We start from the raw sequence: 13,164 nt of genomic DNA, 5'->3' as shown, positions 1-13,164 counted from the left end.
AGCCGTGCGTGGGTTAAAAAAGCGCCCCGGCGCGATGACATCATCGCCGCTTTCCTGGAGACAGCCATGCCCCGCACCGTCGACTATTACTTCACCCCGCAGAGCCCCTGGACCTACCTCGGCCACGAGCGCTTCGCCGCCATTGCGAAGGCCGCCGGCGCCACCGTGCGGGTGCGCCCCGTCGACTTCGGCGCGGTGTTCCCTGTCTCCGGCGGCCTGCCGCTGGGCAAGCGCGCGCCGCAGCGCCAGGCTTATCGGTTGGTCGAGATGGCGCGCTTCTCGCAGCACCTGGGCTTGCCGATGAACGTCAAGCCGCGCTTCTTCCCGGTGTCGGGCGACGATGCGTCCAAACTGATCATCGCGGTCGACATGCAGGACGGCGTCGACGCGGCGATGCAGATATCCGGCGCGATCTTCGCGGCCGTGTGGGTGCAGGAGCGCAACATCGCCGACCCGAAGGTGCTGTCGGCGATCGCCGTCGAATGCGGCCTGCCGTCCCAGCGCGTCGAGCAGTCGCAGCGCCAGGACGTGCAGGAGCGCTACGAAGCCTTCACGCAGGAGGCGATCGACGCGCAGGTGTTCGGCGCGCCCACGTACGCCATCGACGGCGAACTGTTCTGGGGCCAGGACCGGCTCCACTTCGTCGAGCTTGCGCTGCAAGGCCACACCCACTGATTCCCTCAATCCGACAGGAGCAACGACCATGGGTCAATTCATCGATCTCACCGCCCAAGACGGCGTCACCTTCCCCGCCTACGTGGCCGAGCCCGCGGGCCAGCCGAAGGGGGCCATCGTCGTGCTGCAGGAGATCTTCGGCGTGAATTCGCATATCCGCTCGGTGGCCGACGGCTACGCGGCGGCCGGCTACCTCGCGGTGGCGCCGTCGACCTTTCACCGCGTGAAGCCGGGTGTCGAGCTCGGCTACACCGGGGACGACATGCAGGCCGGGATGGCGCTCAAGACCGCGGTCGAAGAATTACCCGCGCCCGGCGTGCTGCAGGACGTGCAGGCCGCGGTCGACTACGCCGCGAAGGCGGGCAAGGTCGGCATCGTCGGCTACTGCTGGGGCGGCCTGCTGACCTGGCGCGCGGCCGCGGGGGTGTCGGGCATCGCGGCGGCGGCACCGTACTACGGCGGCGGCATGACCACGCCCGAGGAGTCAGCGCGCACGCCGAAGATGCCGGTGCTCGCGCACTTCGGCAGCAAGGACCACTGGATCTCGCTCGAATCGGTCGAAGCCTTCAAGAAGGCGCACCCGGAGGTCGAGGTGCATGTGTACGAGGCCGACCACGGCTTCAACTGCGACCAGCGCGGCTCTTATGACGCGGCCGCCGCGAAGCTGGCCAAGGAACGCACGCTCGCCTTCTTCGCCAAGCACATCGATTGACGCTTACTTCTTGACCGTCTTGGCGCGGGCGCCGATGCGGGTCTGCAGGAAGTCGAGCAGGGCCTTGAGCGCGGCGCTGTTGTGGCGCCGTTGCAGGTAGGCGGCGGACAGCCACATGTCGCTGCGTACATAGGGCTCGAGCGCCGGCACCAGTTCGCCGCGATCGAGGTGCGGCTGCACCAGCAGCGCCGGCATGTAGATCACGCCAAAGCCATGCAGGGCCACCTCGATCAGTGGCCCGGCCTCGGTGGCGTCCATGCGGCTCTTCACCGAGACGTCCAGCGGCTTACCTTCCACATCGAAGCGCCATTGCGGATGCGAGCCCAGGCGCGAATGCGTCAACGCGTCGTGGCCGGCCAGGTCGGATGGGTGCTCGGGCGTGCCGTGCTTCTTCCAGTACACCGGCGACGCGCACAGTACCAGGGGCATCTGCTGCAGCTTGCGCACGATCAGGTTGTCGTCGGCGATGGGCCCGAAGCGCAACGCGACGTCGATCGCTTCTTCGGCCATGTCGACCGTGCGATTGCTCAGGTGCAGGCTGATGCTGACGTCAGGGTAGTAGCCCATGAACTGCGCCAACAGCGTGGGCAGGTCGCCCTGGCCCATGCCGTGCGGCGCAGAGATGCGCAGGCGGCCGGTGGGGCGGCTGGCGTGTTCCTGGATCTCGGCCTGCGTGAGCGCCACCATCTCCATCACGGGCGTGCTGCGTTCGAGCAGCAGCGCGCCTGCGTCGGTCAGGCTCACCGAGCGTGTCGAGCGGTTGAGCAGCCGCACGCCGAAGCGCGTTTCAAGTTCGGCGACGTACTTGCTGACGGTCGCCTTCGACATGTCGAGCCGCTTGGCCGCACGCGAAAAGCTACCGAGCGTCGCGACTTCGCGGAAGGTCTTCAGAAGGTCGAGGCTGTCCATGGTGTGGGTTGAATGAGCGGGTGTGCAGCGTGCCGGATTGTTTCGTATTCATGAACACCGTGGTTCATTTTTGCATGGATCTGCGATGCAGTCTCCTTCGAGAATCCGTCCCACGGGCCAGCCACAAGAAGCCAGCCCGATGTGCCAACGACAACATACCGAGGACCTATCCATGAAGACCGCTCACATCATCGCCGCTGCTGCCCTGACCCTTCTTGCCGCTGTCGGCGCCCAGGCTGAAACCTACGACGGCGTCCAGCAAATCGTGTCGGTCAAGAGCCGTGCCGCTGTCGACGCCGAGGCCGTCGCCGCTGCGCACGCACCGGACCAGAACATCAACCGCAGCTCGAAGGTCGCGCCGGCCCTGCCGTCGCCCACCAGCCGCGCCGCTGTGGCCGCCGAAGCTGTCGCGTCCGCCAATGCCGCCAACCAGAACCTGGACCGCAAGTCCTTCGTGAACAGCACGGTGCCTGCCGAGTACACGAACGGTTCGCTGGCCACCAGCCGTCGCGCCGGCCTGTGATCGCTGCGGCCGCAGCGCGCGGCCGTGGTTGATTCAGACCCTCGAAAAAGGCCGGACGGTGCGTTGCACCCTCCGGCCTTTTCCATGTCGCGCGCGGTCAGCGTGCGGTGCGGGCCAGATAGCGCTTGCGCCGAAACACGACGACCAGCACGACGGCGATGACGCCCATCGCCCCCATGGCGATCCAGAAACCGTCGGCTTTGTGCACCAACGGGATGAAGTCGAAGTTCATCCCGAAGATGCCGGCGATCAGGTTGAGCGGCAGGAAGATGGCGGTGAGCGCCGTGAGCACCCGCATGATGTCGTTGGCGCGGTGGCTCTGCACGCTGAAGTGCATCTGCACCGCGGTCTCGGCGTTCTGCTCGAGCCGGCGCACGTGGTGCACCACGCGCTCGATGTGTTCGAGCACGTCGCGGCTGCGCACCATGATCAGCTCGCGCTCGCGGATGTCGGCAGGAAGTTCGGGCGTCGGCAGGGTCTCCATCGCGTCGATCCAGTCCTGCACGGCCGAGCGCTGGTCTTGGCAGATCTCGTCGAGGTGGTGCAGCGACTGGCGTGCTTCCATCAGCGCGCTCCAGTTGGTGAAGCGGCTGCGTGGGTCGATCAGCTCGGCCTGCCAGTGGTCGAGCTGGCGCGTGAGTTCGCGCCGCAGTTCCAGGTAGGCGTCGACGATCTGGTTCACCACGCGCAGCATCAGGTCCGCGGGGCCGGTCGGCACGCGGGCGCTGGTGGCGCGCGCGTCGAGGGCCGGTGCCGGTGTCGCGGCGTCGGGACGGTCGCTGCGTGCAGCGGCCAACAGCTTGGCGGCGTACACGTCGCGCACCGCACCGTCTTCCGGATGCACCGACAGCAGCACTCGGTCGAACACGGCGAAGCCGACCGGCCGGGTGTCGATGCGCCGCAGCACCGGCGGACCGCTGCGGGCTTTCGGCGTCTCGTCGGCCTGCAGCGCGGCGCGTTGCGCAGCGGCCAGTCGGCGGAACACGAGCACGTCGTACTGGGACGTGTAGTCGTAGTGCGAGGGCAGCTGGTCGTTGAGCAGGTCGCTCACATGCAGGTCGACCAGTGGCGTGCCGCACAGCGTCTGCAGAAGGTCTTGTACCTCGGCGAGGGAGGCACGGAATTCGTCGCGCGTGAGCGAGAGCCAAACGTAGCCGTTCTGGCAGGCGCCCGGCAGCAACAGGGGCGCCAGCGCGTCGTGCTCGGCCACCTGCGAGCCGGTGATCTCGAAAATTCGCACGGCGCTGCGGCTTCAGCGCTGCTGCTTCAGCAGCCGGGCCGCGTCGCGCGCGAAATAGGTCAGCACGCCATCGGCACCGGCACGTTTGAAGGCCAGCAGGCTTTCGAGCATGACGGCGTCATGGTCGAGCCAGCCGTTCTGCGCGGCGGCCTTGAGCATCGCGTACTCGCCGCTCACCTGGTAGGCGAAGGTGGGCACGCGGAACTCGTCCTTCACGCGGCGCACGATGTCGAGGTAGGGCATGCCGGGCTTGACCATCACCATGTCGGCGCCTTCGGCGATGTCGATGCCGACTTCGCGCAGGGCTTCGTCGCTGTTGCCGGGGTCCATCTGGTAGACCTTCTTGTTGCTCTTGCCGAGGTTGCCGGCCGAGCCGACAGCGTCGCGGAACGGGCCGTAGAAGGCGCTCGCGTACTTGGCGCTGTACGCCATGATCCGCGTGTGGATGTCGCCGTTGGCTTCGAGCGCATCGCGCACCGCGCCGATGCGGCCGTCCATCATGTCGCTGGGCGCCACGATGTCGACGCCGGCCTCGGCCTGGGTCAGCGCCTGCTTGACCAACACTTCGACGGTCACGTCGTTGAGCACGTAGCCGTCGTCGTCGAGCAGGCCGTCCTGGCCGTGGCTCGTGTAGGGGTCGAGCGCCACGTCGGTCATCACGCCCAGTTCCGGGAAGCGCGACTTGAGCGCCGACACCACGCGCGGGATCAGCCCGTCGGGGTTGAAGGCCTCGTCGCCCGCGGGGGTCTTGAGTGCGCCGTCGATCACCGGGAACAGCGCCATCACGGGAATGCCGAGCGCCACGCATTCCTCGGCCACCGGCAGCAGGGTGTCGAGGCTGAAGCGTTCGACGCCGGGCATCGAGCCGACCGCATCGCGCTTGTTCTGCCCTTCCTGCACGAACACGGGGTAGATCAGGTCGTGCGCAGTGAGCGCGTGCTCGCGGACGAGGTTGCGCGTGAAGCTGTCGCGGCGAAGGCGGCGTGGCCGTCCAGCGGGGAAGGGGGCGTGTGGGGTCATATCGAAAATTGTGCCTGTTTTGCCGCACGCACCGCAGCCAGCATGGGCGGATGCAGGTGCAGGGGCGGTGACGGCGTCGTCGTTCAGAAGGGTGACGAAGTGTGCAAATGTCAGAGAAAGTTAACCATTTGCTTGATACGTTCATTTTGCTTTGTTAAATTCCCCCCCGGGCGGCTTGCCGCTCCCCGCTTTTCCTCCCTGAGCGGGTGCCTTGATGTGTGACAGCAAAAGGGCTTCCCAGCCCGGCGTTTTTAACGCCGGGCTTTTTTTTGAACTTTTTTTTGCTTGCCCCCAGGTCGCGCGCACTGCGTGTCGCGCGCTCCGCACCTCCTACCGGGGGCAACACCGGCGGCCGGGCGGAGCCCGTTCCGCGGTGTTTCACGAACAGAGCGCGTCTCGACGCCCGCCGCGGCACGGTCTATGCGGTCTTTGGTCCGCTCCCACTAAACTGCCGCCATGCTCTGGATCAAATCGCTGCACATCGTCTTCATCGCCAGCTGGTTTGCCGGGCTCTTCTATCTCCCGCGCATCTTCGTGAACCTCGCCATGGTGCCGCCCGGTTCGGAGGCCGAGCGGGCCCGGCTGCTGCTCATGGGGCGCAAGCTGCTGCGCTTCACCACCTTCCTGGCCGTCCCGGCGATCGTCTTCGGTGTCTGGCTGTGGATGGGCTACGGCATCGGCCGCGGTCCGGGCAACGGATGGATGCACGCCAAGCTGGCGCTGGTGCTGGTCGTGATCGGCTACCACCATGGCTGCGCGGTGATCCTGCGCAAGCTCGCCGCCGGTACCGATCGGCGCAGTCACCGCTGGTACCGCTGGTTCAACGAACTGCCGGTGCTGCTGCTGCTGGCCATCGTCGTGCTGGTCGTCGTCAAGCCGTTCTGACGCGCCCGTCGACCGCCCGGAGCATCCGGTGACCACGCCGCACAAGTCCGCTGCGCTGCCGCTGGCGCTGGCCTATGCGGCACTGATCGTTTACGCGAGCCTGTACCCCTTCGCCGACTGGCGCGACCAGGGCATCGCGCCGTGGTCGTACCTCTGGGCGCCGTGGCCGAAATACTGGACCGGCTTCGACTTCGGCATCAACGTGGCGGGCTACGTCCCGCTGGGCTTCCTCATGGCGCTGGCCGTGCTGCGCACCCGACCGGGTGCCGGTGGCTGGCAGGCGGTGCTGCGCGCCGGGGTGGCCGGCAGCGCGGTCTCCTTCGCGATGGAAACACTGCAGAGCTACCTGCCGGCGCGCATTCCATCGAACGTCGACCTCGGGCTGAATGCGCTGGGGGTGTTCGTCGGCGCGGTGCTGGCCGCCGGGCTGGAACGCGTCGGGGCCGTGGCGCACTGGGGGCGGGCGCGCGCCTACTGGTTCGTCGACGACGCACGCGGCGGCCTGGTGCTGCTGGCGCTGTGGCCGGTGGCGCTGCTCTTTCCGGCGGCGGTGACCTTCGGGTTGGGCCAGGTCTTCGAGCGGCTCGAGGCCGGCATCGCCGAATGGTTGATCGACACGCCGTTCCTCGACTGGATGCCACTGCGCGAGTTCGAACTGCAGCCGCTCGTGCCGGCGGTAGAACTGCTCTGCGTGATGCTGGGGGCGGTGGTGCCGTGCCTGCTGGGTTTCCTGGTCACGCGGTCGGTGGCGCGGCGCGCCCTGCTGATGCCGGTGATCCTGGCGACCGGCGTGGGGGCCAGCGCGCTGTCGGCGGCGCTGAGCTGGGGGCCGGAGCACGCGTGGGCGTGGCTGAGCCTGCCGGTGCAGGTCGGCATCGCCGCGGCGGTGGTCGTGGGCATGCTGCTGCTCGGCGCGCCGCGTCGGCTCTGCGCGGCGCTGCTGCTGGCGGCGCTGGTGCTGCACCTCAGCCTGCTCAACCAGGCGCCCGAGAGCGCCTATTTCGCGCAGACGCTGGCCACCTGGGAGCAGGGGCGCTTCATCCGCTTCCACGGGCTCGCCCAATGGCTGGGCTGGCTGTGGCCCTTCGCGACGCTGGGCTACGTGCTGGTGGCGCTGTCGCGGCGCACCCGCCAAACCTAGAATCGGGCGGATGCCTTCTTCCACTTCGGCCAGCACGTCTGGCATGCCCGGCTACTACGAACGCCACATCTTCTTCTGCCTGAACGAACGCAAGAACGGCGAGGACGCCTGCGCCAAGCACAACGCGCAGGAAGGCTTCGACCGCTGCAAGTCGAAGGTCAAGGAGGCCGGCCTGGCCGGAGTTGGCAAGGTGCGCGTCAACAAGGCAGGCTGCCTCGACCGCTGCGCCGGCGGGCCGGTGGCTGTGGTCTACCCGGAAGCCGTCTGGTACACCTTCGTGGACGCCGACGACATCGACGAGATCGTCGAGTCGCACCTCCAGAACGGCCAGGTGGTCGAGCGTCTTCTGCTCCCGCCTGACGTCGGCCGCTGAACCCGACCCCGCATCCGTGATGAATTCGCAGACCGAGAAACTTCGCCTGGAAGGCGCGGCGGGCGTCATCGAAGCCCAGCGCGACCGGCCACCCGGCGATGCTGCATCGCGCGGCGTCGCCGTGATCGCCCACCCGCACCCGCTCTTCGGCGGCACCATGGACAACAAAGTGGTGCAGACGCTGGCCCGCGCCTTCGTCGCGAACGGATGGACGGCCGTGCGCTTCAACTTCCGTGGCGTCGGCGCCAGCGAGGGCACGCACGACGAAGGGCGTGGCGAGACCGGGGACTTCGCCGCCGTCCTGGCGCAGGTCGCGGCGGACGGGCCGGTCGCCGTGGCGGGCTTTTCCTTCGGGGGCTTCGTGGCGGTGAATGCGCTGCAGGTGCTGTGGGCAGCGCGTGAGGTGCAGCAGGTGGTGCTGGTCGGGACCAGCGTGGCGCGCGTCGTGCCGCCGCCGCTGCCCGACGGTGCGCTCGAGCGGACGCTGGTCGTGCATGGCGAGGCAGACGACACGGTCGCCCTGTCGGCCGTGATGGATTGGGCGCGCCCACAGTCACTTCCTGTCACAGTCGTCCCCGGAGGCGGCCATTTCTTTCACGGACAATTGCCGCTCTTGAAAAATCTCGTGGCCCGCCATCTGCGCGCGGCCTGATCTGCAGGTCTTCCCATCTCCCATGAAACGTATCTCTGACGCGCTGCGCGCGCTGGTGCTGGCCGCCGCCGCATCCTTCTGCATGCTGGCCGCGGCCCAGGTCCCGGCGCCGCCCGAAGTCGCCGCCCGCAGCTACCTCCTGCTCGACGTCACGGCCAACCAGATCCTGGCGCAGAAGGACATCGACAGCCCGGTCGAGCCCGCATCGCTGACCAAGCTGATGTCGGCCTACTTGGTGTTCGATGCGCTGAAGTCCAAGAAGATCAGCCTGACCCAAACGCTGCCCGTGAGCACACGCGCCTGGAAGATGCCGGGTTCGCGCATGTTCATCGACCCGAAGATGCAGGTACCGGTCGACGACCTGATCAAGGGGATGATCGTCCAGTCGGGCAACGACGCCACCATGGCGCTGGCCGAGGGCGTGGGCGGCACGGCCGAGCATTTCATCGAACTCATGAACGAGCAGGCCAAGGCGCTCGGCATGAAGGGCACCGGCTACAGGAACCCCGAAGGCCTCACGGTGCCGGGCCACACCACGACGGCGCGCGACTTGAGCATCCTGGCCACGCGGCTCATGCACGACTTTCCGGAGTACGTGCACTACTACGCCATCAAAAAGTACCGCTACCCGGGTACGCCGTCGACCAACGACACCAACCGCAACCTGCTGCTGTTCCGCGACCCGACCGTCGACGGCCTGAAAACCGGTCATACCGATGCGGCCGGCTACTGCATGATCGTGACGGCCAAGCGCGACTTCCCGAACTTGGCCGGCGGCCGCCGGTTGCTGTCGATCGTGCTGGGCGCCTCCAGCGAGAACGTGCGCGCCAACGAATCGCAGAAGCTGCTGAACTGGGGCTACACCGCCTTCGACGCGGTCAAGCTGTTTGACGCCAACCAGCCTGCGGCCACGCCGGCGGTCTGGAAGGGCAAGTCCGACACCGTCAAGCTGGGTCGTCCGGAGGCCATCGTCGTGTCGGTGCCTGCCGGCTCGGCCAGCAAGCTCAAGACGCAGGTCGCACGCCCCGATCCGCTGGTGGCACCGTTCGCCAAGAACCAGGCCGTCGGCACCCTCAAGGTCATGCTGGGCGAGGAGCCGGTGGCCGAGGTGCCGCTGGTGGTGCTGGAGCCTGTGGAGCAGGCTGGCATCCTGGGCCGCGCCTGGGACGCCATCCGCCTCTGGATCAAGTAAAACGCCCGCAACCCGGGCGGACTGCTATACTCGCGGGCTTTTCGGAAATTTCCGAAGGGTTTCACGTTTTCGTCATTTCCCGGCCTCTCATGTCACGATGAGGCACAAGGCCGGGGTGTTTTGGGACTTATTCATTCATGCCAACCATCAATCAACTGGTGCGTCAGGGTCGAACGGTCGAGAAGATCAATTCGAAGAGCCCTGCCATGCAGAACTCGCCGCAACGCCGCGGTGTCTGCACCCGCGTCTACACCACGACGCCTAAGAAGCCCAACTCGGCGCTTCGTAAAGTGGCCAAGGTCCGCCTGACCAATGGCTTCGAAGTCATCTCCTACATCGGCGGCGAAGGCCACAACCTGCAGGAACATAGCGTCGTGCTGGTTCGCGGCGGTCGTGTCAAGGACTTGCCCGGTGTTCGCTACCACATCGTGCGCGGTTCGCTCGACCTGCAAGGCGTGAAAGACCGCAAGCAGTCGCGTTCCAAGTACGGCGCGAAGCGTCCGAAGAAGGCCTGATCCGGCTTTCTGGCGCGAAGAAGGTTCAAGCCTTCGCCGTGTCGATTCATCGGTGTTCGGTGGCCTTGGCGGGCACATCGAACGAAGTGACCCACTGTCGGGTCGAGTAAGTGAGAGTTCTTGTTGGCTCTCGCGGTGCCGCAAACGGTGCCAACTGAAGCAAAGAGGTTAGTAACATGCCACGTCGTCGCGAAGTCCCCAAACGTGAAATCCTGCCGGACCCGAAGTTCGGCAATGTCGAGTTGTCCAAATTCATGAACGTGATCATGGAAGGCGGCAAGAAGGCGATCGCCGAGCGCATCATCTATGGTGCGCTCGACCAGATCGAGAAGAAGAACCCGGGCAAGGACCCGGTCGAAGCCTTCACGATGGCCATCAACAACGTGAAGCCGATGGTCGAAGTGAAGTCGCGCCGCGTCGGTGGCGCGAACTACCAGGTGCCCGTCGAAGTGCGCCCGGTGCGTCGTCTGGCGCTGTCGATGCGCTGGATCAAGGAAGCCGCCCGCAAGCGCGGCGAGAAGTCGATGGCTCTGCGTCTGGCCAACGAACTCATGGAAGCCACGGAAGGCCGTGGCGGCGCCATGAAGAAGCGCGATGAAGTGCACCGCATGGCCGAAGCCAACAAGGCCTTCAGCCACTTCCGCTTCTAAGAAGACCGTCCCTCAATCAGACAGGCTGGAAGCCCGACCTACCGTGTGGTGGGCGGGCTTTCATCCGTTAACGGAGTAAATACTCATGTCCCGCAAAACCCCCATCGAGCGCTACCGCAACATCGGTATCTCCGCGCACATCGACGCCGGCAAGACCACCACGACCGAGCGCATCCTGTTCTACACGGGCGTGAACCACAAGATCGGCGAAGTGCACGACGGTGCCGCGACGATGGACTGGATGGAGCAGGAGCAAGAACGCGGCATCACGATCACCTCGGCTGCCACGACCTGCTTCTGGAAGGGCATGGCCGGTACGTTCCCCGAACACCGCATCAACATCATCGACACCCCCGGTCACGTCGACTTCACGATTGAAGTCGAGCGTTCGATGCGCGTGCTCGACGGCGCTGTGATGGTGTACGACGCCGTCGGCGGCGTGCAGCCCCAGTCGGAAACCGTCTGGCGCCAGGCCAACAAGTACCGCGTGCCCCGCCTCGCGTTCGTCAACAAGATGGACCGCACCGGCGCGAACTTCCTGCGCGTTCGTCAGATGATGATCGATCGCCTGAAGGCCAACCCGGTCGTGATCCAGATCCCGATCGGCGCCGAAGACAAGTTCCAGGGCATCGTCGACCTCGTGAAGATGAAGGCCATCATCTGGGACGAGGACAAGGGCGTGACCTTCCAGTACGGCGAAATCCCCGCCGACATCGTCGACGTCTGCAACGAATACCGCGAGAAGCTCGTCGAAGCCGCTGCCGAAGCCAGCGAAGACCTGATGAACAAGTACCTCGAAGGCGAAGCGCTGACCGAGGAAGAGATCAAGGCCGCCATTCGTCAGCGCACCATCGCCGGCGAAATCCAGCCGATGCTGTGCGGCTCCGCGTTCAAGAACAAGGGCGTGCAGGCCATGCTCGACGCGGTCATCGAATACATGCCCGCGCCGACGGACATCCCACCGGTCGGTGGCACCGATGAAGACGAAGCGCCCGTGACCCGCAAGGCCGACGATAGCGAGAAGTTCTCTGCGTTGGCGTTCAAGCTGATGACTGACCCGTTCGTGGGCCAGCTGACCTTCGTGCGCGTCTATTCCGGCGTGCTGACCAAGGGCGACAGCGTCTACAACCCGGTGCGCGGCAAGAAGGAGCGCATCGGTCGGATCGTGCAGATGCACGCCAACAACCGCGAAGAAGTCAACGAAATCCGCGCCGGCGACATCGCGGCCTGCGTGGGCCTGAAGGAAGTGACCACGGGCGAAACCCTGTGCGACCCGACGGCCATCGTGACGCTCGAACGCATGGTGTTCCCGGAATCGGTGATCTCGCAGGCCGTCGAGCCGAAGACCAAGGTCGACCAGGAAAAGATGGGCATCGCGCTGCAGCGCCTGGCCCAGGAAGATCCGTCCTTCCGCGTGAAGACCGACGAAGAGTCCGGCCAGACCATCATTTCGGGCATGGGCGAGCTCCACCTCGAAATCATCGTGGACCGGATGAAGCGCGAATTCGGCGTGGAAGCCAACGTGGGCAAGCCGCAAGTGGCCTACCGCGAAACCATCCGCAAGACGGTCGAAGATGCCGAAGGCAAGTTCGTTCGCCAGTCGGGCGGCAAGGGCCAGTACGGCCACGTGATCCTGAAGGTCGAGCCGCAGGAAGCCGGCAAGGGCTTCGAGTTCGTCGACGCCATTAAGGGCGGTGTGGTTCCTCGCGAGTACATCCCCGCGGTCGAGAAGGGCGTGATCGAGGCGCTGAATCAGGGCGTGCTGGCCGGTTACCCGGTCGTCGACGTCAAGGTCACGCTGCACTTCGGTTCGTACCACGACGTGGACTCGAACGAAATGGCCTTCAAGATGGCCGCCATCTTCGGTTTCAAGGAAGGCTGCCGCAAGGCCAGCCCGGTGATCCTCGAGCCGATGATGGCCGTGGAAGTCGAGACGCCCGAAGACTACGCCGGCAACGTGATGGGCGACCTGTCCAGCCGTCGCGGCATGGTGCAGGGCATGGACGACATGATCGGTGGCGGCAAGGCCATCAAGGCCGAAGTGCCGCTGTCGGAAATGTTCGGCTACTCGACCACGCTGCGCTCGATGTCGCAAGGCCGCGCCACGTACACGATGGAGTTCAAGCACTACGCTGAGGCTCCCCGTAACGTCGCCGAAGCCATCGTGGCCGCTCGCGCGAAGTAATTTCAAGAATGTGGGGCTCGCGCAGTGCGCGGCCCGACTTGTCTGCGATCCGGTGCCGTCCTGTTTCCGTGCGGGGCGAATCAGCAATCGGGTGCAGACATAAAACCAACACACGGACATGCTCTTTCTAAGGATTGAAAAATGGCAAAAGGTAAATTCACCCGCACCAAGCCGCACGTGAACGTGGGCACGATCGGTCACGTCGACCACGGCAAGACCACGCTGACGGCGGCCATCGCCACGGTGCTGTCGGCCAAGTTCGGCGGCGAGGCCAAGGCGTACGACCAGATCGACGCGGCACCTGAAGAAAAGGCCCGCGGCATCACGATCAACACCGCGCACGTCGAGTACGAAACGGCCAACCGCCACTACGCCCACGTCGACTGCCCCGGCCACGCCGACTATGTGAAGAACATGATCACCGGCGCTGCCCAGATGGACGGCGCGATCCTGGTGTGCTCGGCCGCCGACGGCCCGATGCCCCAGACCCGT

Annotated in this window: 15 protein-coding genes; 12 read left to right on the top strand and 3 right to left on the bottom strand. The window is 65.9% G+C overall.

All coding sequences use genetic code 11. From position 1 onward, the window contains the following. Positions 1–66: 66 nt before the first annotated feature. The gene (locus ACSFA0_RS00075; RefSeq protein WP_435448192.1) at positions 67–675 is read left to right on the top strand and encodes a 2-hydroxychromene-2-carboxylate isomerase; all 609 of its coding nucleotides are present in this window, start codon (positions 67–69) and stop codon (positions 673–675) included. 28 nt (positions 676–703) lie between these two features. Further along, on the top strand, positions 704–1,387 hold the full coding sequence (locus tag ACSFA0_RS00070) for a dienelactone hydrolase family protein (RefSeq protein WP_435448191.1): 684 nt from the start codon (positions 704–706) through the stop codon (positions 1,385–1,387). A gap of 3 nt (positions 1,388–1,390) precedes the next feature. Here ACSFA0_RS00070 and ACSFA0_RS00065 read toward each other — a convergent pair whose 3' ends face one another. Next, the gene (locus tag ACSFA0_RS00065; protein ID WP_435448190.1) at positions 1,391–2,296 is read right to left on the bottom strand and encodes a LysR family transcriptional regulator; all 906 of its coding nucleotides are present in this window, start codon (positions 2,294–2,296) and stop codon (positions 1,391–1,393) included. 172 nt (positions 2,297–2,468) lie between these two features. Between ACSFA0_RS00065 and ACSFA0_RS00060 the strand changes: the two genes are divergently transcribed. Beyond that, positions 2,469–2,819, top strand: coding sequence for a hypothetical protein (locus ACSFA0_RS00060; protein WP_435448189.1), 351 nt, complete (start codon positions 2,469–2,471; stop codon positions 2,817–2,819). Positions 2,820–2,916: 97 nt separating this feature from the next. Here the strand turns inward: ACSFA0_RS00060 and ACSFA0_RS00055 are convergent, their stop codons facing one another. Continuing rightward, positions 2,917–4,059: a magnesium transporter CorA family protein gene (locus ACSFA0_RS00055; RefSeq protein WP_435448188.1), complete on the bottom strand. Its 1,143-nt coding sequence runs from the start codon at positions 4,057–4,059 to the stop codon at positions 2,917–2,919. A 12-nt stretch (positions 4,060–4,071) separates the two neighbouring features. Next, positions 4,072–5,079, bottom strand: a complete 1,008-nt coding sequence (hemB, locus tag ACSFA0_RS00050; protein WP_435448187.1) for a porphobilinogen synthase — start codon at positions 5,077–5,079, stop codon at positions 4,072–4,074. A gap of 456 nt (positions 5,080–5,535) precedes the next feature. On the opposite strand from hemB, the gene ACSFA0_RS00045 reads away from it, so the two are divergent. From ACSFA0_RS00045 to ACSFA0_RS00005, 9 genes are all read left to right on the top strand, one after another. Next, complete coding sequence (locus ACSFA0_RS00045; protein ID WP_435448186.1) at positions 5,536–5,964, top strand: CopD family protein; 429 nt, start codon at positions 5,536–5,538, stop codon at positions 5,962–5,964. Positions 5,965–5,992: 28 nt separating this feature from the next. Then, positions 5,993–7,105: a VanZ family protein gene (locus ACSFA0_RS00040; protein WP_435448185.1), complete on the top strand. Its 1,113-nt coding sequence runs from the start codon at positions 5,993–5,995 to the stop codon at positions 7,103–7,105. A 10-nt stretch (positions 7,106–7,115) separates the two neighbouring features. After that, complete coding sequence (locus tag ACSFA0_RS00035; protein WP_435448184.1) at positions 7,116–7,478, top strand: (2Fe-2S) ferredoxin domain-containing protein; 363 nt, start codon at positions 7,116–7,118, stop codon at positions 7,476–7,478. 19 nt (positions 7,479–7,497) lie between these two features. After that, positions 7,498–8,130, top strand: coding sequence for an alpha/beta hydrolase (locus ACSFA0_RS00030; RefSeq protein WP_435448183.1), 633 nt, complete (start codon positions 7,498–7,500; stop codon positions 8,128–8,130). A 22-nt stretch (positions 8,131–8,152) separates the two neighbouring features. Next, positions 8,153–9,322 carry a D-alanyl-D-alanine carboxypeptidase family protein gene (locus tag ACSFA0_RS00025; RefSeq protein WP_435448182.1) on the top strand — a complete coding sequence of 390 codons (1,170 nt, stop codon included), beginning with the start codon at positions 8,153–8,155 and terminating at the stop codon, positions 9,320–9,322. A 137-nt stretch (positions 9,323–9,459) separates the two neighbouring features. Continuing rightward, positions 9,460–9,837 (top strand): 30S ribosomal protein S12, encoded by a 378-nt coding sequence (gene rpsL, locus ACSFA0_RS00020; protein WP_013543948.1) that lies wholly within the window; start codon positions 9,460–9,462, stop codon positions 9,835–9,837. Between the two features lie 176 nt (positions 9,838–10,013). Further along, a complete protein-coding gene (rpsG, locus tag ACSFA0_RS00015) occupies positions 10,014–10,487 on the top strand; it encodes a 30S ribosomal protein S7 (protein WP_435448181.1) in 474 nt (157 codons plus the stop codon). An 85-nt stretch (positions 10,488–10,572) separates the two neighbouring features. Next, a complete protein-coding gene (gene fusA, locus ACSFA0_RS00010; RefSeq protein WP_435448180.1) occupies positions 10,573–12,672 on the top strand; it encodes an elongation factor G in 2,100 nt (699 codons plus the stop codon). A gap of 141 nt (positions 12,673–12,813) precedes the next feature. Then, on the top strand, positions 12,814–13,164 hold a 351-nt coding region (locus tag ACSFA0_RS00005), incomplete at its 3' end, for a GTP-binding protein (protein ID WP_435448179.1).

Source organism: Variovorax restrictus (assembly GCF_051216715.1).
GTDB lineage: Bacteria > Pseudomonadota > Gammaproteobacteria > Burkholderiales > Burkholderiaceae_C > Variovorax.
The sequence above is the reverse complement of the archived record's forward strand: the minus strand, read 5'-3'. Positions and strand labels throughout refer to the sequence as shown.